The following is a 25,656-nucleotide window of genomic DNA, read 5'->3' on the forward strand; positions in this document are numbered from 1 at the left end:
GAGTATTAGAGTGCGATTTTAAGTTTTAATATCTATCCTGAATTATAAAAGTATAGATTCCTACAGAATGACAAAGTGTGCGGATAGTCTAAACGCTCTGTTTGTCATTCTGTAGGAATCCCAATATTGTATTTTGATAAGAATAAAAAGTTAGTAGCTTAAATAGGCTCTCAGTCCTTTCAATAATTCCAGTTGATTTCTTGTCCTGTCCAGATTATGTTCCGGATATTTTGTAGAATAATAAACGCTTCCATTCAGATAATCAGTTAAAAAACGAACCTCTTGAATATAAATGGCGACTTGTGCAGCATAATCAAGGTGGGCATACTCTTCCGGAGTCAGTTTTTCCTTTAAATAGAAAAGAAATCCTTTTTTTACAGCTTCATACATTTCAGGATTGAAATTGTTTTTAGCACTTCCGTCATCTTCATGAGTGGTATTGGTGTAAGACTGAATCATTGTTCCGAAATCATATAAAAGAGTAGAAATCATCATGGTGTCCAGATCGATTACCGCTAATGGCTGATGATTTTGATCGAAGAGGATATTACTGATTTTTACATCAGCATGGATGATTCTTTTAGGGATCAGATTGCTTTTCTCCATTTCTATCCATTCCTCAGGTAAGGAAATAAGCTGGTTGGTGATTTCTATTTCAGCCTTTGCACTCTCTTTTAAATGAGGAACAGCGTTTTCTAGTGCCTTTTTGTAGTCTTCAATTCTTTTTTTGAAATTGAGGAAATTAGGAAGGGTATCTTCAATAGCGGGCAGCTTTTCAGTATTTACGATATTCAGGAAATAGCTGAAGGCTTTAGCGGCCTCAAAAGCGGTTTGTAAAGAAGGAACGGTAAGAAAGGTAATGCTGTTTTCTACAAAGCTTAACATTCGCCATGGTTCATCATTGGCATCTTTTACCAGAAGTTGGCCCGTAAGAGAAGGGATAGGCTCTATGATTTGAAATTCATAATTATTCGATCTAAGAAGTTCATTAACCATTAAATGATTGCTGACAATCACTTCCGGCTGCTTAAAAACAGAGTGATTGATCTTTTGCAGAATAAATTTTTTCTGCTGATCCAGATCTTCTAAAAGATAAGTCGTATTAATTAGGCCGTCATTGATAGGAGAAAGAGTATAATTGCCAGTATTGATAAACTGTGTTACAATATTATTTATTTCCATAGATCTGTCGGGTATCTGTTATTCTGAATTTCTGATATCAGAAAATCCTTAATATTTTGTTTATCATCAGCATAAGTTACGCCCATCCATTGAGAAGGAGAAGCCTTTACCATTACTTTTACTTTCTTTTCATCTATCATTCTTTGCACTGCGCTGGGAATGTAGAATTCCTGTTTTGACGTTGGATCAGACTCTATGAAATCATAAAAATAGGCTTCCAGAGAGCAGAAAATATGAGGATGAAAGATAAAAAAATTCATGGATACCAATGTATCGGGATTCAGTTTGATATTCTGTCCGTTTTCCCTATAAATGATTGAGCCATTAAGCTTTTGAATAGAGGTTTGTTCCTCTACACGGATCAGGTTATTTTCAGAATCCAAAGTACATATTCCTCTGGCTACAGTCCCATGACCACTCAATGTTGTACTTACAGGATAAGCAATCATGCCCAATTGAGAGTCGGAAATATGATGGTGATTAATTTCATCAGCAGCGAGTAAATAGGCTTCTTTTCCATAGAAATCATCTGCATTAATCATAATGAATGGCTCCTGTATTGCATATTTTGCACATAAAACAGCATGTGCGGTTCCCCACGGTTTTTCACGTTCAGGATAATCAAAACCCTGTAGAGGAATACTATTCAGCTCCTGGTATACCCAATGAAGCTCAAAACCTTTAGTTTTAGAAATAGCATCGAGGCGTTCAATATAGCTTTGAGGAATCAATGTATTAACGATAATAACCACTTTAGAAAAACCGGCTTGCAGAGCATCATAGATGGAATACTCCAGAATAGGTGAACCATTATCGAGTATTCCATCCACTTGCTTAAGGCCTTTGTACCGGCTGCCTAATCCACCTGCCAGAATGAGTAATGTTTTTTTAGAATTCATCAGTCATTCCAAATACAGGTTTACGGGTTTTCCATTTACCGTTCGTGAAGTCAGGAATTTCAACGACCTGGCCTCCCTTGGCAATAGACTCTTCACTCAATGGCGTGATCGAATACCATAAAGCCAGATCATAAACATCCATAGGGAATTCGATATTTCGTTTGATGCATTCAATGAAGGTATTCATTACAAAGAAGTCCATTCCACCATGCCCTGCTCCTGCAGCGGTGCTTTCGAACTTCTTCCACATCGGATGGTCATGTTCTTTCATCCATTTTTCCGTATTGTCCCAACGGTGCGTGTGATTCATTGTTTTTTCAAAATAAATATGCCCCTGGTTGAAGTCTCCCCACCCGAAGTCCTGCCATAATCCCTCTGTTCCCTGTACACGGAATCCAAGATCGTAAGGCCTCTGTAAGCTGGTATCATGAGTTAAAAGAATAGTTTCCCCATTTTCACAGGCAATTTGTGTGGTAACAATATCTCCCTGATTAAATTTTACTTTGGCATTAGGATGATTTTCCCCACCTTTTGCATGTTCTGTAATATATTTATGCAATCCCACAGATTTGGATGAGAATGAAGAAAGTCTTGTTAAACGGTTTCCACGGTTAATATCCATCATCATGGCAATAGGACCTAGTCCATGGGTAGGATAAAGCTCTCCATTGCGTTTTACATAATGTTCAGTTCTCCATTTAGCCTCACTGAAGCCTTTTTCTCCAAATTCAGCTCCTGAATTATAAGGGGTAACTCCATCATTGAAAAGTACACCTCTCAGATCATGCTGATAACCGCCTCTTCCATGAACCAATTCTCCAAACATTCCTTTACGGACCATATTCAGAATGGCCATAACATCTCTTCGGTAGCATACATTTTCCATCATGAAAATGGGCACCTTAGTTTCTTCATATACTTTTACGAATTCCCAGCAATCCCGAAGTTTTATGGCTCCGGAAACTTCCATCCCGACAATTTTTTTAGCACGCAAAGCTTCTACACCCTGAGGAAGATGCCATTCCCATGGAGTAGCAATGACTACAGCATCTATCGTTTTCAATTTTAAAAGGTTTCGATAGTCATATTCACCGTTTGAAAACTCCTGAGCAACCGGTTTATTGTTGTCTTTTAATATTTTTTGAGAAGCGGCCAGCATTCTTTTATCCGGATCAGCAAAAGCCACAATCTCTACATCACTACGTTTCGCCAATAGCTTTACATGTTCCTGACCACGAAGTCCTACACCAATAAAGCCCACACGGACTTTTTTATCTGTTTTAAAATCATTTGAATAGGCAAATAAAGAATTGGGTACAACCAATGCACCAAAACCTGCCAAAGCTGCTGTTTTGATAAAATTTCTGCGGGAAGTGCTATTGTCCATTTATTTTTTTCCTAAATATATTAAAACTTTTGCAAACGGCGATGGGGTGGGAGTTCAGGGTTTGAGAGTATGACCGTTTTAAAGGATGATTGTAAATTGCATAAGATCTCGCTAATTCTACAAAATCTATCATCCCAAAGGATATCCATTTCCATTCTTTGGAGGGGGAGCGAAAATTCGAAGGATTTTTGACGGAGTGATTAGGAATGTTTTTAAATAATTAAAAAAGTTGAAATATTGAAAAAATTATTGTCCATAGTAAGCTTTAATTAACCTTTCTCTCATTTTATTCAGATACTTGATATCTTTGGTGTTGGATAATATGATGATGCTGAGGTTTTTATCAATTAAGTGTACCCAATTCGCACTATGACCATAGCCTTCTCCCTGACGTTCTGCAAATAGGGTGTTGACAGCGCCGAATTTTTTAGGATATACCCAAAAACCTAATGCTGTATCCTCTAGTTTCTTGTCTGCCGTAAGCATTATCTCTAAAGTTTTTTTTGAAAACAGCACAGCGTTAAATATTGCCTGGTCAAAGATCAATAAATCTTTAGGAGTGGAGTACATAGCTCCTGCAGAATAAAAATTATCAATATAAGTATTGGTAGGAGTATGCAGAGCAAATGGATCTGATGGATCTGCTGAGTAGCCTTCATCTATATTTTTGATGATGTCATTGTGATGAAGAAAACCGGTATTTTTCATTTTGAGAGGAACTAAAATTTGTTCTTTGAGCACCTCTTCAAAAGGCTTGTTGTAGATTTTCTCAATAATTTTGCCTAGAAGGATAAAATCCCCATTGTTATAACTGAACTTGGTTCCGGGTTGGTCTGCTAATTTTTCAGAAAGGAAAGTTGTGATAAAATCGTCAAGGTTCCAAAGGGTATTGTCGTAAGCCTGATGAATGAGGTCCGGTGAACTGATATCCTTATTTTCCCGGCCACTGCTGTAGGTAAGAAGGTTTCTTATGGTTGCTTTCTTTGCTGCCTCACCTTTGTATTCCGGATAATAAGTGGAAATAGGAGCGTCCAGATTAATTTTTCCTTTTTCATAAAGCTGCATTATTAATGCAGCCGTAAAAGTCTTAGTAAGTGAAAAAATATGAAATCTGGTTTCATCAGAAAAAGGGATATTATAATGTCTGTTGGATAAACCTTTATAACTAAGTAATTCAGTCTTTCCATTCTGAGCTAATAAAACAGAACCATTGAAATTATCTTTTTTTACACAGGAATCGATTACTTGCTCTACTTTCTGTATTTGTGGATAAGCAAAATGAATTATAATCAATAAGAATCCTGAAAGTTGTTTTTTCATAATAGCAGTTTTTAATACAGTAAATAGATGAAGGAATTTAAAGATTACTGATTTATCCAAGCTTTTCTTAAAGCCAGTTGTTTTGAATCAGGGCTTGAAATAAGATTTACTTTTCCGGTATTTTCATCATAAGTAAAACCGACTTTCGCCAGATATTCTTTAATAGGAACAGGCTGAGTGCCTTCTATAAAATTATTGAAAAATGTACGGATTTCAGGATAAGTCATTTTTGTAATTTCATCAAATAAATCATCATCATTAAAGTATTTGCCTTCTCCATATTTTTTCATCAACTGCAGCATCAGATCTTGAGTGCCCATTTTTCCTCCTGAGAGTTCCCGTAACCTTATATCCAGGCATAATCCTAATAATGGCCCCTTTTCGTAAAAATTCATGTATTGATCCTGTCTGGCCATGGCATTTTTACTGATTTCTGTGAAAGATAGTTGGTCATCAAATTCTTTCATCCCTTTTATCTTCTCTTCCAGAGTCTTTTCAAAATCTTCCAAACTGACCATTCTTTGTTTTATAGGCATATGAATGGTTGCATATTCCGTCATTCCTTCGTATAACCAAAGATGTTTAGACATAACAGGATTCAGAAAGTCATAATGTTGAATTTCTCCAGAATGGATGTTAAGTGGAGTCACTATGTGGAAGAACTCATGAGAAGCCACTCTGTTTAAAGCATTAGGAAGAAACTTCATGCTTCCCGAACGGTAGAGGCATACAGTAGATTGAGAATGTTCTAGCCCGTCTCCCATGAATCCCTGTTCATTTGAAGATTCATAATAAATTAAGAAAGCATATTTATTTACGGGTAAAGTTCCTCCCAGGTAGGCTTGCTGGTTTTTCAAAATATTCTCTATCTCATGTGCTATTTTTTTTGAATACTGTCGTTCTTTTTTATTATAAAAAGAGACAAGCACCTCGGTATGACCTATTTTCAGCCAGGTTGTATCGGGAACACAATATAAAACGGGAGAGTCTACCAATTGTCGGTAATTTTTTGCCCAAACGATATCTGTGTTTTTATCTTTCTGTTTATAATCCAAAGCAGACGAAGCATAAAAATCTTTATTTTTTGTAACATTAATCTGATAAGGAACATCTTTTATTTCTTCAAAATATCCTACGAGAGAGTTATAATTAATCACAAAAACACTATCTTTAATAAACATACTGCCGGCAGATTTAGCTTCATGAGTATCCTTTTCTAAAGAATCCCACCCATCAGCTACCTTATATGATATTTTCTTGACATGTTGAAGATCATGTACGATCCAGCTATTTTGATCCAAACGTTCGGTAGAAATTTTTTTTCCATTTTTATCCGTAGCAACCAGATTAGAGACATACTGTCCAAAATTCATAGCCTGATAAAACCCGGGAACCAGCTTGGGAATAATAAATTTCCCCTGTTTAAGATTGTTCTTAGGGGGAGCAAAAGAAACCGTGACTTCATCATTAGACATATGAAGTAGGTCTATATTGTAATTGTAATTTTTCTTTGATAATTGGGATTGGGCAATAAGTGTAGTAGGAAAGATCATCAGTACGAAAACTAACTTGATCAGGGTATTCATACGCTTTGTTTTAGTTAGTACGAAAATACAAAAATTGCCCAAGTTGAGTTGAATTTATTTTTCCATAAAGTACACTTCTTCATAAGGTTGAATCAATACCCAGCCGTGTCCTGAGAACTTCATTTGAAATTCTTCGCCGCTTCCTCTTCCGATAAGGCTTTTAAAGGAAACATTGGTTTTCAGTTCCGGGCTGAGGTTTCCGGACCAGGCAACAGTAGCATTCGGATCAGTGAAAACCGGAGCGTCCGGAGTCACAAGTAAAGTTAAAGGATCTCCATGGGTGGTAATCGCAATATGACCGGTTCCAGATAATTTTACCTGGAAAAGCCCCCCAGACATCATTCCTGCAATACTTTTCAGCATGGTAATATCACTTTTTACACTTTGTTCATGAGCTAGAACGTCATTCCCATTCACACAAACAGATTCATTATTCAGGTAAAGAATACGAACTTTCTTACCAGAGTCGGCAACGTACAATTTTCCTGTCCCTTCAGCTTTCATCAGTTTACTTCCTTCTCCGCTGATGGCTTTCTTTAGAAGATTCCCAATACCCCCTGCCAGCATTCCCTGTCGTTCAAAGTTGATATTTCCCACATAGCTTACCATACTGCCTTTTTTAGTCCACACTGCCTGATTATTCAGGTTAATTTCTAAAAGATGTTTGGTTTCCAGTTCAAAATAATCCCTTTGTTGCGGGTTCTCCTTCGTTTCGTTGATAAATGCTTCAATTGAATATTTGCTCATATTAATTCGTAGTTTTAGAGTTGTTATAATGTTTTAAATGGAAGGGAAGCTCTTGTAAACCTCTCTTTGTTTATTTTTTTTATTATAGAAATAAGATGCGAACCGTTTAGAAAGTGAATTTTGCTAACTGATTCCATCAATCTATTTTATTTTTTGACTAAAATAAACTTTTTTAACATAAAAACTCCCATCTAATCACTGTTTTACATTTGATTGAAAATAATACTTGACAAAGGGGTATTCAATGTCGTATATTTGCACTCCGAAAATTACACCTTGTAATTTCAATAATTTTTAAACCGTAATTTAAAAAATGAAAACATCAGATTTTAATTTTGATCTTCCTGCGGAATTATTGGCAGAACACCCATCAGAGCATAGAGATGAGGCTAGATTAATGGTTCTTGATAGAAAAACACAAACTATCGAGCACAAATTATTCAAAGATGTAGTGGATTATTTTGACGAGGACGATTTGTTCATCTTCAACAATACTAAAGTTTTCCCTGCACGTCTTTATGGAAATAAAGAAAAAACGGGTGCTAAAATCGAAGTTTTCCTTTTAAGAGAGCTTGATAAGGAAACAAGAGTTTGGGATGTTTTGGTAGATCCTGCAAGAAAAATCAGAATTGGTAACAAATTATTCTTCACTGAAGATGAGTCTTTGGTAGCTGAGGTTATCGATAACACTACATCAAGAGGAAGAACATTAAGATTCTTATTCGACGGTTCTTATGATGAATTCAGAACAAAACTGAAGGAATTAGGAGAAACTCCACTTCCAAAATATATCAAAAGAGCAGTAGAACCGGAAGATGCAGAAAGATATCAGACTATTTATGCTAAAGTAGAAGGAGCAGTAGCTGCCCCTACAGCAGGTCTTCACTTCTCTAAACATTTGCTAAAGAGATTAGAGATCAAAGGAATCAATTTTGCTGAAGTTACCCTTCACGTAGGATTAGGAACTTTCAACCCAATTGAGGTAGAAGATCTTTCTAAGCACAAAATGGAATCAGAAGAAATCATTATTGATGAGAAAAACGCTGATATCATTAACAGAGCTGTAGATTCTCACAGAAGAGTTTGTGCGGTAGGAACTACAACGATGAGAGCATTGGAAACTTCTGTTTCTTCAAACAAAAAAATCTCTGCTTTCAACGGTTGGACGAATAAATTTATTTATCCGCCTCACGATTTTGGAGTAGCGACTTCAATGATCACGAATTTCCATACGCCGAAATCTACATTATTGATGATGATTGCAGCATTTGCTGGAAGAGATTTTGTAATGCAGGCTTATGAAGAAGCAGTAAGAGAAAAATATAAGTTTTATTCTTACGGTGACGCAATGTTAATTCTATAAAAAAAGATATTAGGTACAGGTTGCAGGGAAGTAATTACCTGCAACCTCAAGCCTACAATCTACAACCTTACAATGAAAGATATCCGTATATTATCATTAAATCAGCTTAAAGACTACTTTGTATCTTTAGGAGAAAAACCGTTTCGTGCGAAGCAGGTTTATGATTGGCTATGGAGTAAAAACCTCCATTCGATTGATGAAATGACGAATCTTTCGAAATCTCTTCGTGAAAAAATTTCCGAAGAATATACCATTAATCCTGTTTCCGTAGATCTTCTTCAGAAAAGTACCGACGGAACTATCAAAAACGGAGTAAAACTTCACGACGGATTATTGGTAGAATCTGTTCTTATTCCAACAGAAACAAGAACTACAGCCTGTGTATCTTCACAGGTAGGCTGTTCATTGAACTGCGAATTTTGTGCTACCGCAAAACTGAAAAGAATGCGAAATCTTGAAGTAGCGGAAATTGTAGACCAGGTTGCCCTGATTGACAGCCAAAGCAGAATGTATTTTGACAGACCGCTTAGCAATATTGTATTCATGGGAATGGGAGAACCGATGATGAACTACAAAAATGTAGTGGAAGCCATCAGAAAAATTACTCAGCCGGAAGGATTGGGAATGTCTCCAAGAAGAATTACTGTTTCTACTTCAGGAATTCCAAAAATGATCAAAATGCTTGCTGATGATGAATTGCGTGTGAAACTGGCATTGTCCCTTCACTCAGCCATTGAAGTAAAGCGTAATGAAATTATGCCTTTCTCAGATAAATTCCCATTGACAGATATTATGGAGGCACTTCAGTATTGGTATCAGAAAACAGGTTCCGTAATCACTTTTGAATACTGTGTATGGAAAGGAATTAATGATGGAGATGAAGATATTAAAGCTTTAATTAAATACTGTAAGCAGGTTCCTTCAAAGGTAAACCTTATTCAATACAACCCGATCGGGGACGGAAAATATGACCAATGCAACAAGCAGGCTGAAGAAAACTATATCCGTCAGCTTGAAAATGCAGGTATTACCGTAATGGTCAGGAGAAGCCGGGGAGGAGATATTGATGCTGCCTGTGGGCAATTAGCCAACAAAAATGCAGATTAAAATTTCCTTAAAAAAACCTTAAAATTCTCTTAAAGCATCGCTTAAAACCCTACCTTTGCACAAAATTATTTTGTGATGATGGAGTATTTTATGAGCGAGAACGGGCTAGAAAACGTATATGCATGGTCCATTCCATTGCATGCTACGGTTATTTTAGCTGAGATGATTTACAGCCACGTTTCTGAGGCGAAGTTATACAGTGGAAAAGACCTTGCTACAAATGTTTATCTTGCTTTGATGAACTTTGGTCTTGACCTGATTATGAAGGCGTTTGCAATGGGGGTCATGTTTTTCTTTTACCACCACAGACTTTTTTCATGGGATCTTAGCATCTGGTATTTACTGGCTTGTTTTGTAATCACGGATTTTGCCTACTATGTGTTGCATTATGTGGATCACCGTTCCAGAGCATTCTGGGCTGTTCATATTACGCATCATAGTTCAGAGTTCTTTAACCTTACAACAGGCTTCAGAAGCCCGGTTTTACAGCCACTTTACAGATATTTATACTTTTCCCCATTAGCATTTTTAGGATTTAATCCGTGGCATATCATGGTGGCCTATGCTATTGGACAGGTATATGGAACATGGGTACACACACAGACGGTAAAAAGTATGGGCGTTTTAGAACATATTCTGGTAACCCCTTCTCACCACCGTGTACATCATGCTTGTAACATCAAGTATCTGGATAAAAATATGGGAATGTGCCTTATTATCTGGGATAAAATATTTGGGACCTTTCAGAAAGAAGATCCGAATATTCCCGTGAAATATGGAATTTATCCAAAAATGCCAGACAACAGACCTGATACGGTGCTCTTCTATGAATGGAGAAAAATCTGGAAAGATCTTAAACAGCCAGGTCTAAAATTTACTGATAGAATTAATTATATTTTCAATTCACCGGGATGGAGGCATGACGGAACCGGAAAAACAGTAAGACAATATCAGAAAGAATATTTTGCAAAACAGGCTAGAAAAGAGCAAGAAAAGAATCAGAAGCAACAGAAAACTGCTTAATTTCAAAAAGAAAATCAATAAGAATCTATAAAGAAAGGTGGGCTTTTGGCTCACCTTTTTATTTTTTTGAAGCTTAAAATCTATAGATAAACAGTAAAGTATTTAAATAAATAACCTAAACCCTGCATAGTATTTCAGCGTAGTGTTCACAAAGGATTTGATTAAAAAACGAAAAAATACCCAAACAGTTCTGCGTATTTTTTGGATTATTTTACTCATTCCCATCCTGCAAACTCTAAAACTCTCTTATCCCGAAATCCTCTATTTAAACTAAAAGTCCTATTTTTGCACTATGAAAAGAACATTTCTTCTACTGGCTTTTCTTGCCTTTCAAACAGCATTTTCTCAACAAACAGATTTCCTGAAAATAAAAAAATACAGAATCAATCATTTGGATGATAAGATCCAGGAGACATCTGGACTCAATTTCTTTAATGGAAAGCTATATACCTTCAATGATAGCGGAAACGCTCCGGAATTGTTTGAAATCAATAAAACCTCAGGAGAAGTGGTGAAAACCTTAAAAGTAAATGCCAGAAATACCGACTGGGAAGCATTAACAAATGATGGCAGCAATTTCTATATTGGGGATTTCGGAAATAACGATGGCAGTAGAAGGCATCTTACCATTTATAAAGTTCCTTTTCAGGGAGATAGTCTGCAAAACAGCCAGGTAAAGGAGATAAAATTTCATTATCCGGAACAGACTGACTATAAATCCAGCTATTTTAATACCGATTATGATGCAGAAGCCATGGTATATGCTCATGGAAAACTTCATTTGTTTACCAAAGAATGGGTTTCAAAATCAACGGTACATTATATAATTGATCCTGAAAAGAATGAAAAGCAGGATGCTTTAAAGGCAGAAACCTATAAGACAAACTTCATGGTGACTGATGCCGCTTATTTTGATAAGAAACTTTATCTGGTAGGATATAGCAAGAAAACAGAGGTTTTTATGGATGTATTTTCTGAAACTGAACCGGGAATATTTTTTAAAGAAAAACCAAAGCATTATTATTTAGGAAGTGCTTTGTCCATAGGGCAAATTGAGGGGATAGCGGTAGATGAAACAGGCATTTCTATTTCAGGAGAAAAGTTTAAGTCTCCATTAGGAAAGACAAAGCCCTCACTTTATTTTATCCCCAAAGAACAACTCAAAGATTAATTTTCTCTTAAAATTGAGCGAAAAAAATTATCTTTGTGAGAATTAATGATTATTCACCCAGCATTCGCAGATTTTGGCAAATACAGTAGAAGAAATTAAACGACCGATCAACGATGAAATGAAACTTTTTGAACAGAAGTTTTATGAGTCAATGCAGAGTAAAGTAGCTTTATTGGATAAAGTAACCCGTTTTATTGTTACTACCAAAGGAAAGCAAATGCGTCCTATGTTTGTCTTTCTTTGTGCCAAGCTGGTAGGAAGTGTTACTGAAAAAACGTATCGTGGTGCCTCCATGATTGAGCTGATTCACACAGCTACTCTGGTACATGATGATGTGGTGGATGAAAGTTTTAAGCGTCGTAATTTTTTCTCTATTAATGCATTATGGAAGAACAAAATTGCTGTTTTGGTAGGAGATTATCTATTATCAAAATCAGTATTGTTATCTACAGATCATAAAGATTACGATTTATTGGGGGTTATTTCAAGAACAATTCGTGAAATGTCTGAAGGCGAGCTTCTTCAATTGGAAAAAGCCAGAAAGCTGGATATTACAGAAGATGTTTATTATGAAATTATCCGTCAGAAAACAGCAACTTTGATTGCTGCCTGTTGTGAAATTGGAGTATTGTCTAACAGTACGGATGAAGTGCTTGCCAAAAAGATGCAGAACTTCGGAACTTTCACGGGAATGGCTTTCCAGATCAAAGATGACCTTTTTGATTATTTAAGCTCTAATGTCATTGGTAAGCCGGTTGGAATTGATATTAAAGAAAAGAAAATGACTTTGCCTTTGATTCATACGCTGAAAATAGCCGGTGAAAAAGACAGAAAATACTATTTTGATACCATCAAGCGTTATAATAACAATCCTAAAAGAGTAAAAGAACTGATTGAGTTCGTTAAAAACTCGGGTGGATTAGAGTACGCCATCACCGTAATGAAAGATTTCCAGCAGAAGGCAAAAGATATTCTGAATGAATTCCCGGAATCTGAAGCAAGAACGTCTTTACACATTATGCTGGATTATGTAATTGAGCGAAAATTTTAAATTAAATAATTTTCAGGGTTACAATAATAACGGCTAGAACTATACAAAATAAAGCAATTAAAAATAAATAATCCGCAATACTCTCAAACGAGTATTCCCGCTTTTTATTCCCTGTTCTGATTGCCAGAAAGGAAAAGAAACAACTGCATGCAAAAAGGATACAGGCAAATCCTGCAAATTCATCTAAATACGTATTTTGGCTGATTTTAGCGATCTTCAGAGAGGTAATGATTATCAATGAAAACCCTAAAAGATTGCTTGATGCATTCAGGATATGAGGTGATTTTTTTTCCATCTTTTACAAATTTTTTCAAAATAAAGCACAATTTTTTTTATTATCAAATTTTTAAAAAAGATTATTAAAAATTAAAATTAATTTAAAAAGTGTATATTAGCGGAATACTTGAAGAACAAAAACTTTTTTACTTAGCTATGCAAACAACCTATATTGAAACACAGCAAATATCCTTCCAGGACTTTAAAAATCAGATACTTGATGATTACAGGTTAGGAAGAGTTTCTCGTGAAATGTCTTATCTCGGAAGGAGAGAAGTACTGACTGGAAAAGCTAAATTTGGAATTTTTGGGGATGGTAAAGAACTTCCTCAGCTTGCAATGGCGAAGGTTTTCAGAAATGGAGACTTCCGTTCAGGGTATTACAGAGATCAGACTTTTGCATTGGCCATTAATGCTTTAACGGCAGAAAGTTTCTTTGCACAGATGTATGCTGATACCAGTGTGGAAAGAGAACCGGCTTCAGCAGGAAGACAGATGAATGGGCACTTTGCCACAAGAAGCTTAAATGAAGACGGAAGCTGGAAAGATTTAACGGCACAGAAAAATATTTCTTCCGATATTTCTCCTACCGCAGGACAAATGCCAAGATTATTGGGATTGGCTCAGGCTTCTACTATATATAAAAATGTAAAATTTGACGGTTCTGAGAAGTTTTCAAGAGAAGGAAATGAAATTGCTTTCGGAACAATTGGTGATGCTTCTACAGCAGAAGGTCATTTTTGGGAAACATTGAACGCAGCATGTGCGCTTCAGGTTCCTATGATCGTTTCAATCTGGGATGACGGATACGGAATTTCTGTTCCTACTAAAAACCAGAGAGCAAAAGCTGATATCAGCGAAATGCTAAGCGGTTTCCAAAGAAAAGAAGGAGAGAACCAAGGATGTGAGATCATTCAGGTGAAAGCTTGGGATTATGCAGCATTATTGGATGCTTATGCGAAAGCAGAGCATTTTGCAAGAACAGAAAGTGTTCCTGTAGTAGTACATGTGGTAGATGTTACTCAACCTCAAGGGCACTCTACATCAGGATCTCACGAAAGATATAAAAATGAAGCGCGTTTAGCTTGGGAAGCTGAGTTTGACGGGTTGGTGAAATTCAAAGAGTGGATTCTAAACTATTCTATTGAAATTGATGGAAAAGAAGAGGTAATTGCTACGGCTGAAGAATTGGATGCTATTGATGAAGAAGCTAAAAAAGTTGCTAAGGCTGGACAAAAAACAGCTTGGGATAACTATCAGGCTGCTATCAAGGAATTAATTCAGTCTATTGTTCCTTTAGTAGAAAACCTTAAAGGTCAGAATACGGAAGTAGAAACAGCGCTTACTCACTTCAACAAATTGGTTTCAAAAGCGAAGAAAGATGTATTCCATTTGGCGAGAAAAGCTTTATTGGCAACAAGAGGTACCAATTCTGCAGAAAGAAATCAGTTGATGCAGAAGTACAATGAAGCCTCTGAAGTTGAAAAAGATAATTATTCATCTCACTTATATTCTGAATCTGAGTGGAAAGCTGAAAACATTCAGGAAATTAAACCTGTTTACTCAGACAACTCTGAAGATGTAGATGGAAGAGTCGTGATCAGAAATAATTTTGATAAAATCTTTGAAAAATATCCTGAAACATTAATCTTTGGAGAAGATACCGGAAACATCGGTGACGTAAACCAGGGATTAGAAGGTATGCAGGAGAAATACGGAGCATTGCGTATTGCTGATACCGGAATTCGTGAAGCGACAATTCTTGGACAGGGAATTGGTATGGCCATGAGAGGGTTGAGACCAATTGCTGAGATCCAGTATTTAGACTATGTTCTTTACTGTCTACAGGGAATGAGTGATGATCTGGCAACAGTACATTATAGAACCAAAGGAGGACAGAAAGCTCCATTAATTATCAGAACAAGAGGCCACAGATTGGAAGGAATCTGGCATTCAGGTTCTCCAATGGCGGGAATTCTTAACCTTTCAAAAGGTATTTTAGTATTGGTACCAAGAAATCTTACGAAAGCTGCCGGATTCTATAACACAATGCTTCAGGCAGACGAACCTGCAATCATCGTAGAATGTCTGAACGGATACAGATTAAAAGAAAAGCAACCTGATAACCTAGGAGAATTCACTGTTCCTGTAGGTAAAATTGAAGTGACAAAAGAAGGAAAAGATGTTACTCTGGTAACTTACGGTTCTACTTGGAGAATTGTAACAGAAGCTGCTAATGAACTAGAAAAATTAGGAATTTCTGCAGAAGTAATCGATATCCAGTCATTAATTCCTTTCGATTTATCTCACGAAATTGCTGAAAGCGTTAAGAAAACGAATAGATTAGTAGTGATTGACGAAGATGTAGAAGGTGGAACTACTGGATTTATCTTACAGCAGATCTTAGAAAAACAGAAAGCTTTCAGATATCTGGATTCAGATCCGTTAACGATCTCTGCTAACGATCACAGGCCAGCGTATGCAAGTGATGGTGACTATTTCAGTAAGCCGTCTGCAGATGATATGGTAGAAAAGATCTACGCTATGTTTAATGAAACCAATCCTCAGAAATATCCAGCGATATTCTAATTAGGATTAAAGATAAATATGAACCGCTTTCAAAAGGAAGCGGTTTTTTTGATTATAATGCCGGGATTATCAGGTAGAAATTGTTTTTTTATCAGTAGTTATTCAGTTTTGCTTTTGTCATGATAAAAAATATATGCATTTTTATAGTGAAAACGCTTTCCATGGATTACAATAAAAAATTATTTCAATTATCACTCTTATTTTTAAGTGTTTTATTCTATTCTCAATCCGACAAAAAAGAGGTTTTGCATGGGAATTTTACCTATCTGTTAAAAGCTAAAATAAATATACAGACTCCTGATTATATACACGAAGAACTTTTCTCATTATACATAGGTGAAAATCGTAGTTTTTTTGCGAGTGCCCAATCTCTTAAAAAAGATACAGTGATGGCAAACTCTATTGTATCCACCAAAAACCCTGATGGAAGTATAGTCATGAGTCTCAAAAACGGTACATCACTGCCAAAAACAAAATTTCCTTATACCATTATACAATCTAATGAAAAAATACAGTACTTTCAACCGGTGGGGATGGCAGTACTTACTTATAAAGAGCCAATAATAGGGAATTGGAAACTCATTGATGAAACAAAAACGATTAATACAATTACCTGTAAAAAAGCAACAGTTACCTATAAAGGAAGAAACTGGATTGCATGGTATTCGACCGAAATTCCACTTCCTTATGGTCCTTACAAATTCAGTGGATTACCAGGATTAATCATCAAAATAGCAGATGAAAAAAATGAATATGATTTTGAACTCGTAAAATCTGTACCTACTTCTGAATTGGAAGGAAAATTCATTAATATAAAGAAAACACGATATACTGAGGCTATTGAAACTACCCAACCGAAATTTCAACAGGCACTAAAAGCCCATAATGAAAATATTGCAGCCGTATTGGCTAGTTCTGGAACTACTATCTTAGGGGGCCAGGAAAAGATCAATCAAAGGCAGAAAGAATTAGATCTGAACAGAAAGTATTTAAACCCTATAGAACTGGAATAACTTATATCAGGTTAGGATAACGGGCTGTCTGATGCAACAGCCCATTTAATATTAATCCTCTTCAGCTAGAGTAATCCGCAGTTTATTTAAAGTACTCATCAAAGTTATACTTGCATTCAATTCCACGAATTCCCGTTCTGTAAAATACTGTAACAACCTTTCCCTGATTTCCTGTATATTATCATTGTGGTAAGTTATAGCTTCTGTCCAGCTCAAAACAAGCTTCTGTTTTACATCAAAGGCATTGGTGTGTTTCCACCCGGGTAATCTGTTAATGACATCCTGTTCAATACCAAAATTAAGAAGTTCTTTGGCGTGATAACTGCAGCAGTAAGCACATCCGTTGATTTGTGATACGCGAAGTTCTGCCAATGCAATCAGTTTTTCATCAATGCCAGACTTTCTGATGCTGGAATGGGCTTTATACAGATGACCAATGGTTTCTTTCGCAATTTCTTTGTAATTCATAATGACAATTTTTTCTACAAATTTGCGCCAGAAACAGTTGTGAAACTCTATCCTTACTTTTTCGTGTTATACTAACCTTTTTGAAAGTAGGTTATCTATGATGGTTTAATTGATCAAGGAATATATAATTAATATTTAGTGATTTATTTTAAATTACTTATGTAGTTTTTGAATGTGTGTTTAATATTTTAATCAAAATGACATTTTTGAAGTAATATGTGTTAATTTTACTTTAAAATATTTTATGAGAAACCCTAAGTGGCAGAGAGATGAATTGATCTTAACGTTGAATTTGTATTATAATCTTGATTCTAAGTTATTTACGAATACTAATTCTAAGATTATTGAGTTGTCTAAACAATTAAATAGCCTTCCCATATATTCACAAGAAGAGAGAAATTTGAATTTCAGAAATGCCAATGGTGTGGCTATGAAATTAAGTAATTTTATGGCTATTGATATAGATAATACGAATAGAGGATTATCAAGTTACTCTAAAAAAGATGAAGAAATTTTCAATGAATTTTATGGGAGAATAAATGAATTAAAGCAGATTGCTAACTTAATTTTGAATTCAATTCAGGAGAAAGAAGTATTGATTCAACTTTACAGTATAGAAAATGAATCTGATCATGTTATGGAAGGCTCTGAGGGGGGTGTTTTATATAAGCTTCACAAATTAAGAGAGCGAGATAGTGGACTGATAAATAAGAAAAAACAAAAAGTACTAAAGGAGATGGGTAAGCTAGAATGTGAAGTTTGCAGTTTCAATTTCTATGATATCTATGGAGAACTTGGATATAAATTTATTGAATGTCATCATATAAGACCATTGTCGACTTATGAATCTAAACAGAAAACCACATTGGAAGACTTGGCTTTGGTATGTTCAAATTGCCATAGGATGCTCCATAGGAATATTAAAGATATGTCTATTGAAAGACTAAAGGAGATTATTAATAATAATTAAAAAAGGTAAGGATATACAATATTATATATGAATTTGTATATAATTTTAAATTTTAATGGCCTTTTTCTTTATCAATTCGATACACTCTTCCGAATAGGTTCCTTTCACCTGATATTTCGCTTCCCATTCCTCCAGAAGATATAAAATAGGTAATAAGGCTAATCCTTTTTCTGTAAGAGAATATTCTACTCTTGGAGGAAGTTCCTTAAATTCTTCACGAATTACTAAACCATCAGCCTCCATTTCACGCAGCTGATCAGTCAATACCTTTCTGGAGATCACATTAATACGCACAGCAAGTTCTCCAAAACGTAACTTTCGGTCTTTAATCACCAATACAATAATTGGTTTCCATTTGCTTCCCAAGGCGGCCATTGCTTTGCCTAAAGGACAGCTGTATTGCATTAATTCGTTCTTTTTCATACGTTACTTTGATGTTACTAATGTAAGTTACTGCGAAGTTACCACTATTTTTTTAATAAAAGATACAAAAACGAACTATTATTAGTTACTTTGTGTAACAATTATAAAATGTTATTTTAAATATGAACACATCATCATTATTTAAACCGTTTCAATATAAGAATCTACAGCTTAAAAATAGAATCGTAATGGCTCCTATGACCAGAGCTCAATCTGACAATGGAGTTCCTACACAGAACATAGCTGATTATTATGGAAGAAGAGCTGCTTCAGAAGTAGGATTAATACTTTCAGAAGGAACTGTTATCAACAGACCAGGTTCAAAAAATCTGCAGAATATCCCGGATTTCTATGGAAATGAAGCTTTAAACGGCTGGAAAAACGTAATTGATACCGTACATCAGAATGGTGGGAAAATGGGACCTCAGATCTGGCATGTTGGAGATACCAGAATGTCAGAAGACTATCCGTTATTACCGATGGAAAAAGCTTTCACAATGACGATTGAAGATATTCAGGATACAATTGCACAGTTTGCTGCTTCAGCAAAAGCAGCGAAAGATCTTGGTTTCGACTGTCTTGAAATTCATGGTGCACATGGTTATCTTATCGATCAGTTTTTTTGGGAAGTGACCAATACTAGAACAGATGAGTATGGAGGTAAAACATTAAAGGAAAGAAGCCGTTTTGCTGTTGATGTAGTGAAAGCCATCAGAGCAACAGTAGGAGAGGACTTTACTATTATTATCCGTCTTTCTCAATGGAAACAGCAAGATTATAAAACGAAGCTCGCTTTTACTCCCAATGAAATGGAAGATTGGCTGTTACCCTTAAAAGAAGCAGGCGTTGATATTTTCCATTGTTCACAGCGTCGTTTCTGGGAACCTGAATTTGATGGTTCTGATTTAAACTTTGCAGGTTGGGTAAAAAAGATTACAGGACAGCCAACCATTACAGTAGGTTCTGTAGGATTAAACGGAGATTTCCTGAATGCATTTGCGGGACAAGGAACGGAAAAAACGGATCTTACAGAATTGATAAGAAGACTAGACAATGAAGAATTTGATCTTGTTGCGGTAGGGCGTGCTATTTTGCAGGACTATCAGTGGGTAAAAAAGATCAAAGAAGGGAATACAGGAGAAATTCTGGACTTTACAGCAGAAAGTATGGGCGTATTATTTTAATAGGAATGATGAATAGTTAATGAGTTTCGCTGTCAATTTTTTTACAGCATATTTTATTCTTGCGAAGCAAATTAATCATTCACGATTCATATTAATTATCATAATTCACTTTATTTTATATTTAATTTTCACCTATTTATTAAAGAAACCCGCTTTCAGATTTCCTGAAGTCGGGTTTTTGTTTTTATTAGCAGGCGTATTCGTTTGCTACACAATTCCAGTAGGCTGGTTGCCCATTTTCTGCTTTATAACGGCAAGGTCTTGCTCCAGGTTCACAGACAGGAGCATTTCCGCCATTGATTTTCTTTAGTTCTGATTTTGCTAATTTTTTTAGATTTTTCATGTTTAAGGTTTGTATAGGTTGAAAATATTATATTTTCTAAATCATTTGGCCTATTTACTCAATAAAAAAAGTTTTCAGTTTTCTTGAAGGATAAATAAACTGATTTAGAGAATCTGAAAGCTGTCTTTAACGTCTGCATCCGTATTCTACCGGCACACAGTCCCAATAGGCAGGATAACCGTCTGCAGCAGGATAGCGACATGCTATTTGTCCATATTCACATACAGGAGCATTTCCTCCATAAATTTTCTTTAGATTTGATTTTGCAATTTTTTTTAAATTTTTCATGTGTAATAATTTGTAGATTGGTATTATAAGTATTGATTTGATCCTTTTAACGGATTAAGGACACTCTGCAGTCTCAGAAATACATCTCCATCGTTGAGATCCGTCTTTGCCGGTGTAGTAGCATGCCTGAGTTCCTGTTGGGCATTCCGGAGCATTTCCACCATTGATTTTCTTTAATTCTGATTTTGCTAATTTTTTACTGTTTTTCATATTGTAGTGATTTGTTTGAGGTTACAAATGTAATATTTTTTATTAATCTTGCAATACTTTGTTTGAAATAGTGCGAAGGATTTAAAATTTGCGGATAGAAACGTTTTTTGCTTTATTTGCCTATCAGTTAATTTTCAAATTGAAGAATTTAATAAAATGGCAGATAAATGTTTATTACTTACATTACTATTTCTCTTGATGTCCTGTCAACAAGAGGTAAAGAAAACAGAGTTTCAGGCTGTAGAAAAAAATATTCCGGAACAGAAAAAAGAAGAATATAATATTGAGAGTCAAAAAATAAAAGCCGATACCATCATCACAAAATCAACGATATTACTGTTAGGTCCTGATGATAAAGAGGTAGAGGAAATCAAAAAGAAACAGGGAGAAGATAATTTCTATACGATTGCTGATGACGCTAACTATTATTCAGCAGAAATATTTGAAATTGTACCTGCAACTATTTTTACAGGGTATCGAATTATTGACTTTCCAAAAGAAAACTATGTCTTTGATAAAAGCCGCTCCGAAAATAAATGGCTGGTCATTGATTATAAACCAGGTTCAAAACCTACAATATACTCTTTAGTAGATTATTATCGTCATATAACCGAAAAATAATCTCTATATAGATCAATATAAACGCGCTCCCATCATGATGGGAGCGCGTTTTTTAACAGATTTAAATATCTAAAACTGCCACGTTAAAATGACAGAAGTGATTTTCTTATAAACCAATGTTTTTAGTTGGTTTCAACTGCTTTAAGATATTCTTTGGAATCGCATTTTTGTGAACTAAAATAGCAGTCGACTTATATTCAACATACGGTCTTGTTACATAAAGATACCCTGCGAAGTCATTGGTTACTCCCCAGGAGTTTTTAACCATATAATATTCCTTACCAGTCTGATCTTTTGCCAATCCTACGATGTGCATCCCGTGGTCATCCGTTGTAGAAAGGTTGTTTAGCCCTTTTTGACGCATATCTTCAGTGATCGTCTTATCTTTTTTAGGCTCTGTAAACAAAGTCTGTTTGTTCTCTGCATTGATCTGATCTAAATCCATATCCGGAACATACGCCACACCATTTTTATAAGAGAAATAAGGCTCAGAAACGTCAGTAGCCCAACCTACAGAATATCCTTTAGTTACTGCATTGTCAATGATGGCTGTAAGGTCTTTCATTGGAACATTCCAGTCAGAATCGTGGCTCCAGTTATCAGGAATTGGAACTACAAATTTCTGGTAGTAAGCATAATCTTTGTAAGAAGATAATTCTACATAATCTTCAGGGTTGATTCCTACTACTTCTTTAGCAAAAGTCTTTGGCGTGTAGTTTTTCCCTTCATACGTGAAGTTAGCAGGCACTTTTCCTAAATATTCATCAAGAATAGCATCTACAGAATCCATCCAGTTGTCAGTAAGTTTTCCTTTAGAAGAAGCCTGAACAAGGCTGTCAAGAACCGGCTTTAACTTCCCTTGCATTTCTTTGAAGTTGTTGGTCGTTTGTCCAGCTTTTAATCCTGAATACACATCTTGTGGAACTGCCCCATACTTTTTGTACATGTTGATGACATCGTGAAGTTCTCCACCGTCACCCCAGCTGATAGCACCGTTATTTAAAACATATAACTTCGCTTTATCATGATAAGAATTTCTTGCGGTAAATATTTCAGCAAGATCTACAGGTCTTTTGCCCATTCTCTGCATTTCAGATTCAAGGAAAGAGTTTCCTGAGTAGCTCCAGCAAGTTCCGGATGAACCCTGGTTCTTTACAGAAGTAGCACCAACGTCTTTTAACGTTGTGAACTGAAAATTAGCATTTTGTGAGTGGTTGTTTTTTAACTTATTGATTAAGTCATCTTGGGCAAACATCATACTTCCTGCAGACAAAACAAAAAGTAATGATGCAATTTTCGCATTTTTCATTACTATAAAAAGATTATTTGTATTAATAGTCGTTGATAATAGAGATTTGTTACAAAGGGAAAAGTTAAATTTGAAATTAAAATATTGTTGAAAAAAACAAATAAGCTAATTTTAAAAATAATCTTTTGTTCTAAAAAAGTTGACCATGTTTCCAACCCCAGCTAAAGTTCCTGCATCTATTATAGTATAACTTCTGACAATGGAAAGAGAATTATTAATAGAATGCCAGCGTAACGATCGCAAAGCACAGCGGAAAGTCTACGATAAAATGGCGGGTAAGCTGTATTCAGTTTGCAAACGTTATTTGAAAAACGATGAAGATATAGAAGAAGTATTAGCCGATACCTTCTATAAGATTTTTACAAGAATAAGCCAGCTTCAGAATCCGGATACTTTCGAAGCTTGGGCAAAAAAGATTGCAGTAAATGAATGTCTCCAGAAATTAAGAAATAATAAAACCTTATTTATTTCCCTGGAAGAAAGTCTGAATGAACCTTCAGAAAGATCTTCAGAGCATATTTCCTTTGAAAAAGATATTCTGAGTCTGCTCAACTTTCTTCCTGAAGGATGCAGAGCCATTTTTAATCTTTTTGCCATTGAAGGATATCCACATAAGGAAATAGCTTCCATGCTTTCCATTAGTGAGGGAACTTCAAAATCCCAGCTCAATTTTGCGCGAAAAAAACTTCAGGAACTTTTGGTGAATCAAAACATTTAAACTTTTACAACAATGGAAAATAATCATATCGATCAACAATTCAATGAAGCTTCTAAACTTTCAGAAGAACCAACCGTTTTTACTGGTTTTGATAAAGTTTGGGACAAAGTGGAAGAAAAATTAGATCAAAAAAAAGAAAAAAAGAAAATCATTCCTGTCTGGTTCCCTTACGGGATAGCAGCAAGCCTAATGATAGGAATAGGTGCTTTATATTTCCTGAATAAAAAAGAAAAAGAGCAGCCTGTAAAACCGGAAATGGCAGAACACAAAATATTACAGGAACCTATAACTGATACGCATATTGTGGAAATAGACCATACAACAAAAGAGAATCTTCAGAAAGAGAAGAATAAAGTGTATCCTAAAGTAGAAAAGGCAATAGTATATAGTAATTATGTTCCGAAGTCATTAAGAATGCCTAATCATGTGTCTACAGCTTCCCCACCAACATACATAGAAACTTCTGATGCAGTAAAGAGTATTGATGAAGTTGTAATGACTGGATATGGTATTAAAAAAAAGGTAGAATCAACAACATCAAGCTCAACTGTTGTCACTACAACAAATATTTCCCCTCAATATTCTGCTGTTAACACATTACAAGGGAGAGTGGCAGGGATACAAATAACATCATCAGATAGCAGACTCCAAAGAAACAATGAGATTAAAAATACTTTTAACAATATCAATTCCGGTTATCTTGACAATAAACCGGTAATGATCAGAGGTGCTGTTTCTATCAGTGCAGAAAATACTCCTTTGTATATTATCAATGGAAAAGTAGAAGGAGCGGATTACTTCAGAAGCTTAAATCCTGATAAAATTGGAAGTTTGAATATTCTGAAAGGAGCTTCTGCTACTGCAATATATGGAAGTAAAGCCTCACATGGGGTAATCATAGCAACCACTAAAAAGCTTTCAAAAAGAGAAAGAAAAAGAATGGAGAAGCTTCAGGAAGAGATTAGTAAACATAAACAGATTTTATCTACACCTAATGAGGAAAGTTATGATGCATTTGTTGAAAACCCATTTGAACTGACACAAAATCAACCTTTGTCAACATTTTCTATAGACGTGGATAATTCATCTTATTCTAATATCAGAAGAATGATTAACAATGGAGAAACCATAAATAAGAATGCGGTAAGGATTGAAGAAATGATTAATTACTTTAAATATGATTATCCGCAGCCAAAAAACAATGATCCGTTTTCCATCAACACGGAGTACAATGACGCTCCCTGGAATTCCAATCATAAACTGTTGAAGATAGGATTGCAGGGGAAAAATATTCCGATGAATCTTTTACCAGTCTCTAATCTTATTTTTCTTATTGATGTATCTGGCTCCATGAATGAACAAAATAAACTGCCATTATTGAAGTCTTCTTTCAAGGTATTATTGAGCCAGCTCCGGCCTAAAGATAAAGTGGGAATTGTAGTCTATGCTGGAAATGCAGGGATGGTCCTGCCATCTACATTTGCAGGTGATAAGGATAAAATTATTCAGGCTTTAGATCGTCTTCAGGCAGGAGGAAGTACTGCGGGAGGAGAAGGAATAGAGTTGGCTTATAAAATGGCACAGGAAAACTTTGTAAAGGAAGGGAATAACCGTGTTATTATTGCTACGGATGGAGATTTTAATGTAGGTGCATCTTCAGGATCAGACCTTCAAACTCTTATTGAGAATAAAAGAAAATCTGGAGTATTTCTAACCTGTTTAGGTTTTGGAATGGGTAATTATAAGGATAATACTTTGGAAACATTGGCCAATAAAGGAAATGGAAACTATGCCTATATTGATAATATGCAGGAAGCTAATAAGTTCCTTGGGAAAGAATTTGCAGGAAATATGTATGCTATTGCTAAAGATGTAAAGATTCAGATTGAATTTAACCCGGAATATGTAAAATCTTATCGTTTAATTGGCTACGAAAACAGAAAACTGAGAAATGAAGACTTTGTCAATGACAAAATAGATGCTGGAGAATTGGGAAGCGGACATACTGTAACTGCTTTGTATGAAGTCATTCCTACAGATATAAAATCAGACTTCATTCCCAAAGATAGCAACCTGAAATATACTCTGAATGCTTCCTCGAAAGAGTTCGGAGATGAGCTGGCGACTATAAAATTCAGATATAAAGAGCCTGATGGAGATACCAGTCGTGAAATCACTCAGATTGTTAAAAACATTGATAAAAGAATGGCTTCTGCCAGTTTGGACTTTAAATTCGCTTCCTCAGTAGCATGGTTTGGTTTGGTGCTAAGAAACTCCGAGCTGATTACAAAAAAAGACCTTTCTGATATTGAAAACCTGGCCAAGCAGGGCAAGAATAAAGATGAACAAGGTTATCGATCAGAGTTTATACGATTGATAGAGTCTTATAAAACAACACAAAAATAAAA

At 35.5% G+C, this 25,656-nt stretch carries 25 protein-coding genes; 12 read left to right on the forward strand and 13 right to left on the reverse strand.

Annotated features, from left to right (window positions below; translation table 11 throughout):
* Positions 1-150 precede the first annotated feature (150 nt).
* The 6 genes from EG344_RS18585 to EG344_RS18610 form a co-directional block, all read right to left on the reverse strand.
* Positions 151-1,182: a phosphotransferase enzyme family protein gene (locus EG344_RS18585; RefSeq protein ID WP_123910860.1), complete on the reverse strand. Its 1,032-nt coding sequence runs from the start codon at positions 1,180-1,182 to the stop codon at positions 151-153.
* Positions 1,173-2,081 (reverse strand): sugar phosphate nucleotidyltransferase, encoded by a 909-nt coding sequence (locus tag EG344_RS18590; RefSeq protein ID WP_123910861.1) that lies wholly within the window; start codon positions 2,079-2,081, stop codon positions 1,173-1,175. Before EG344_RS18590 ends, EG344_RS18585 begins: the two co-directional genes overlap by 10 nt.
* Entirely contained in the window at positions 2,071-3,468 is a 1,398-nt protein-coding gene (locus EG344_RS18595; protein WP_123910862.1) for a Gfo/Idh/MocA family protein, read from the reverse strand. The genes EG344_RS18590 and EG344_RS18595 overlap by 11 nt, the downstream gene beginning before the upstream one ends.
* A gap of 246 nt (positions 3,469-3,714) precedes the next feature.
* Positions 3,715-4,788 (reverse strand): serine hydrolase domain-containing protein, encoded by a 1,074-nt coding sequence (locus EG344_RS18600; protein WP_185145569.1) that lies wholly within the window; start codon positions 4,786-4,788, stop codon positions 3,715-3,717.
* Positions 4,789-4,832: 44 nt separating this feature from the next.
* The gene (locus tag EG344_RS18605) at positions 4,833-6,374 is read right to left on the reverse strand and encodes a peptidase M61 (protein WP_123910863.1); all 1,542 of its coding nucleotides are present in this window, start codon (positions 6,372-6,374) and stop codon (positions 4,833-4,835) included.
* A gap of 54 nt (positions 6,375-6,428) precedes the next feature.
* Positions 6,429-7,121: an AIM24 family protein gene (locus EG344_RS18610; RefSeq protein ID WP_123910864.1), complete on the reverse strand. Its 693-nt coding sequence runs from the start codon at positions 7,119-7,121 to the stop codon at positions 6,429-6,431.
* Positions 7,122-7,434: 313 nt separating this feature from the next.
* On the opposite strand from EG344_RS18610, the gene queA reads away from it, so the two are divergent.
* From queA to EG344_RS18635, 5 genes are all read left to right on the forward strand, one after another.
* Positions 7,435-8,484 carry a tRNA preQ1(34) S-adenosylmethionine ribosyltransferase-isomerase QueA gene (gene queA, locus EG344_RS18615; protein ID WP_123910865.1) on the forward strand — a complete coding sequence of 350 codons (1,050 nt, stop codon included), beginning with the start codon at positions 7,435-7,437 and terminating at the stop codon, positions 8,482-8,484.
* Between the two features lie 72 nt (positions 8,485-8,556).
* Entirely contained in the window at positions 8,557-9,591 is a 1,035-nt protein-coding gene (gene rlmN / locus EG344_RS18620; RefSeq protein WP_123910866.1) for a 23S rRNA (adenine(2503)-C(2))-methyltransferase RlmN, read from the forward strand.
* A 75-nt stretch (positions 9,592-9,666) separates the two neighbouring features.
* Positions 9,667-10,614 (forward strand): sterol desaturase family protein, encoded by a 948-nt coding sequence (locus tag EG344_RS18625; protein WP_123910867.1) that lies wholly within the window; start codon positions 9,667-9,669, stop codon positions 10,612-10,614.
* A gap of 292 nt (positions 10,615-10,906) precedes the next feature.
* A complete protein-coding gene (locus EG344_RS18630) occupies positions 10,907-11,785 on the forward strand; it encodes a hypothetical protein (RefSeq protein WP_123910868.1) in 879 nt (292 codons plus the stop codon).
* A gap of 73 nt (positions 11,786-11,858) precedes the next feature.
* The gene (locus EG344_RS18635; protein WP_123910869.1) at positions 11,859-12,836 is read left to right on the forward strand and encodes a polyprenyl synthetase family protein; all 978 of its coding nucleotides are present in this window, start codon (positions 11,859-11,861) and stop codon (positions 12,834-12,836) included.
* Between the two features lies 1 nt (position 12,837).
* Here EG344_RS18635 and EG344_RS18640 read toward each other — a convergent pair whose 3' ends face one another.
* Positions 12,838-13,131: a hypothetical protein gene (locus EG344_RS18640; RefSeq protein ID WP_123910870.1), complete on the reverse strand. Its 294-nt coding sequence runs from the start codon at positions 13,129-13,131 to the stop codon at positions 12,838-12,840.
* A gap of 137 nt (positions 13,132-13,268) precedes the next feature.
* Here EG344_RS18640 and EG344_RS18645 point away from each other — a divergent pair, with 137 nt between their 5' ends.
* Entirely contained in the window at positions 13,269-15,701 is a 2,433-nt protein-coding gene (locus EG344_RS18645; RefSeq protein ID WP_123910871.1) for a transketolase C-terminal domain-containing protein, read from the forward strand.
* 161 nt (positions 15,702-15,862) lie between these two features.
* Positions 15,863-16,714: a GLPGLI family protein gene (locus EG344_RS18650; RefSeq protein WP_123910872.1), complete on the forward strand. Its 852-nt coding sequence runs from the start codon at positions 15,863-15,865 to the stop codon at positions 16,712-16,714.
* A 51-nt stretch (positions 16,715-16,765) separates the two neighbouring features.
* Here EG344_RS18650 and EG344_RS18655 read toward each other — a convergent pair whose 3' ends face one another.
* Positions 16,766-17,182, reverse strand: coding sequence for a carboxymuconolactone decarboxylase family protein (locus EG344_RS18655; RefSeq protein ID WP_123910873.1), 417 nt, complete (start codon positions 17,180-17,182; stop codon positions 16,766-16,768).
* 244 nt (positions 17,183-17,426) lie between these two features.
* Between EG344_RS18655 and EG344_RS18660 the strand changes: the two genes are divergently transcribed.
* A complete protein-coding gene (locus EG344_RS18660) occupies positions 17,427-18,152 on the forward strand; it encodes an HNH endonuclease (RefSeq protein ID WP_123910874.1) in 726 nt (241 codons plus the stop codon).
* Between the two features lie 45 nt (positions 18,153-18,197).
* Here the strand turns inward: EG344_RS18660 and EG344_RS18665 are convergent, their stop codons facing one another.
* Positions 18,198-18,575, reverse strand: a complete 378-nt coding sequence (locus tag EG344_RS18665; RefSeq protein WP_123910875.1) for a winged helix-turn-helix transcriptional regulator — start codon at positions 18,573-18,575, stop codon at positions 18,198-18,200.
* A gap of 122 nt (positions 18,576-18,697) precedes the next feature.
* Between EG344_RS18665 and EG344_RS18670 the strand changes: the two genes are divergently transcribed.
* A complete protein-coding gene (locus EG344_RS18670; protein WP_123910876.1) occupies positions 18,698-19,759 on the forward strand; it encodes an NADH:flavin oxidoreductase in 1,062 nt (353 codons plus the stop codon).
* A 187-nt stretch (positions 19,760-19,946) separates the two neighbouring features.
* Here EG344_RS18670 and EG344_RS24050 read toward each other — a convergent pair whose 3' ends face one another.
* The 3 genes from EG344_RS24050 to EG344_RS24060 form a co-directional block, all read right to left on the reverse strand.
* Positions 19,947-20,102 carry a bacteriocin-like protein gene (locus EG344_RS24050; RefSeq protein ID WP_164464469.1) on the reverse strand — a complete coding sequence of 52 codons (156 nt, stop codon included), beginning with the start codon at positions 20,100-20,102 and terminating at the stop codon, positions 19,947-19,949.
* 126 nt (positions 20,103-20,228) lie between these two features.
* Positions 20,229-20,390 carry a bacteriocin-like protein gene (locus EG344_RS24055; RefSeq protein WP_164464470.1) on the reverse strand — a complete coding sequence of 54 codons (162 nt, stop codon included), beginning with the start codon at positions 20,388-20,390 and terminating at the stop codon, positions 20,229-20,231.
* Positions 20,391-20,444: 54 nt separating this feature from the next.
* Entirely contained in the window at positions 20,445-20,600 is a 156-nt protein-coding gene (locus tag EG344_RS24060) for a bacteriocin-like protein (RefSeq protein WP_164464471.1), read from the reverse strand.
* Positions 20,601-20,798: 198 nt separating this feature from the next.
* Here EG344_RS24060 and EG344_RS18675 point away from each other — a divergent pair, with 198 nt between their 5' ends.
* Positions 20,799-21,221 carry a hypothetical protein gene (locus EG344_RS18675; RefSeq protein WP_123910877.1) on the forward strand — a complete coding sequence of 141 codons (423 nt, stop codon included), beginning with the start codon at positions 20,799-20,801 and terminating at the stop codon, positions 21,219-21,221.
* A 106-nt stretch (positions 21,222-21,327) separates the two neighbouring features.
* Here the strand turns inward: EG344_RS18675 and EG344_RS18680 are convergent, their stop codons facing one another.
* The gene (locus EG344_RS18680) at positions 21,328-22,530 is read right to left on the reverse strand and encodes an aminopeptidase C (protein ID WP_123910878.1); all 1,203 of its coding nucleotides are present in this window, start codon (positions 22,528-22,530) and stop codon (positions 21,328-21,330) included.
* Between the two features lie 199 nt (positions 22,531-22,729).
* Here EG344_RS18680 and EG344_RS18685 point away from each other — a divergent pair, with 199 nt between their 5' ends.
* Positions 22,730-23,248: an RNA polymerase sigma factor gene (locus tag EG344_RS18685; RefSeq protein ID WP_123910879.1), complete on the forward strand. Its 519-nt coding sequence runs from the start codon at positions 22,730-22,732 to the stop codon at positions 23,246-23,248.
* Between the two features lie 12 nt (positions 23,249-23,260).
* Complete coding sequence (locus tag EG344_RS18690; protein WP_123910880.1) at positions 23,261-25,654, forward strand: vWA domain-containing protein; 2,394 nt, start codon at positions 23,261-23,263, stop codon at positions 25,652-25,654.
* The last annotated feature ends 2 nt before the right edge of the window (positions 25,655-25,656 follow it).

It is taken from the genome of Chryseobacterium sp. G0162 (assembly GCF_003815715.1).
Lineage (GTDB): Bacteria > Bacteroidota > Bacteroidia > Flavobacteriales > Weeksellaceae > Chryseobacterium.

Coding starts and splice junctions, on each gene's coding strand:
- EG344_RS18680 (WP_123910878.1), bottom strand. CDS start 22,530: ATGAAAAATGCGAAAATTGCATCATTACTTTTTGTTTTGTCTGCAGGA.
- queA (WP_123910865.1), top strand. CDS start 7,435: ATGAAAACATCAGATTTTAATTTTGATCTTCCTGCGGAATTATTGGCA.
- EG344_RS18640 (WP_123910870.1), bottom strand. CDS start 13,131: ATGGAAAAAAAATCACCTCATATCCTGAATGCATCAAGCAATCTTTTA.
- EG344_RS24050 (WP_164464469.1), bottom strand. CDS start 20,102: ATGAAAAATCTAAAAAAATTAGCAAAATCAGAACTAAAGAAAATCAAT.
- EG344_RS18625 (WP_123910867.1), top strand. CDS start 9,667: ATGATGGAGTATTTTATGAGCGAGAACGGGCTAGAAAACGTATATGCA.
- EG344_RS18685 (WP_123910879.1), top strand. CDS start 22,730: ATGGAAAGAGAATTATTAATAGAATGCCAGCGTAACGATCGCAAAGCA.
- EG344_RS18645 (WP_123910871.1), top strand. CDS start 13,269: ATGCAAACAACCTATATTGAAACACAGCAAATATCCTTCCAGGACTTT.
- EG344_RS18595 (WP_123910862.1), bottom strand. CDS start 3,468: ATGGACAATAGCACTTCCCGCAGAAATTTTATCAAAACAGCAGCTTTG.
- EG344_RS18610 (WP_123910864.1), bottom strand. CDS start 7,121: ATGAGCAAATATTCAATTGAAGCATTTATCAACGAAACGAAGGAGAAC.
- EG344_RS18660 (WP_123910874.1), top strand. CDS start 17,427: ATGAGAAACCCTAAGTGGCAGAGAGATGAATTGATCTTAACGTTGAAT.
- EG344_RS18630 (WP_123910868.1), top strand. CDS start 10,907: ATGAAAAGAACATTTCTTCTACTGGCTTTTCTTGCCTTTCAAACAGCA.
- EG344_RS18650 (WP_123910872.1), top strand. CDS start 15,863: ATGGATTACAATAAAAAATTATTTCAATTATCACTCTTATTTTTAAGT.
- EG344_RS18690 (WP_123910880.1), top strand. CDS start 23,261: ATGGAAAATAATCATATCGATCAACAATTCAATGAAGCTTCTAAACTT.
- EG344_RS24055 (WP_164464470.1), bottom strand. CDS start 20,390: ATGAAAAATTTAAAAAAAATTGCAAAATCAAATCTAAAGAAAATTTAT.
- EG344_RS24060 (WP_164464471.1), bottom strand. CDS start 20,600: ATGAAAAACAGTAAAAAATTAGCAAAATCAGAATTAAAGAAAATCAAT.
- EG344_RS18655 (WP_123910873.1), bottom strand. CDS start 17,182: ATGAATTACAAAGAAATTGCGAAAGAAACCATTGGTCATCTGTATAAA.
- EG344_RS18600 (WP_185145569.1), bottom strand. CDS start 4,788: ATGAAAAAACAACTTTCAGGATTCTTATTGATTATAATTCATTTTGCT.
- EG344_RS18585 (WP_123910860.1), bottom strand. CDS start 1,182: ATGGAAATAAATAATATTGTAACACAGTTTATCAATACTGGCAATTAT.
- EG344_RS18590 (WP_123910861.1), bottom strand. CDS start 2,081: ATGAATTCTAAAAAAACATTACTCATTCTGGCAGGTGGATTAGGCAGC.
- EG344_RS18605 (WP_123910863.1), bottom strand. CDS start 6,374: ATGAATACCCTGATCAAGTTAGTTTTCGTACTGATGATCTTTCCTACT.
- EG344_RS18675 (WP_123910877.1), top strand. CDS start 20,799: ATGTCCTGTCAACAAGAGGTAAAGAAAACAGAGTTTCAGGCTGTAGAA.
- rlmN (WP_123910866.1), top strand. CDS start 8,557: ATGAAAGATATCCGTATATTATCATTAAATCAGCTTAAAGACTACTTT.
- EG344_RS18670 (WP_123910876.1), top strand. CDS start 18,698: ATGAACACATCATCATTATTTAAACCGTTTCAATATAAGAATCTACAG.
- EG344_RS18665 (WP_123910875.1), bottom strand. CDS start 18,575: ATGAAAAAGAACGAATTAATGCAATACAGCTGTCCTTTAGGCAAAGCA.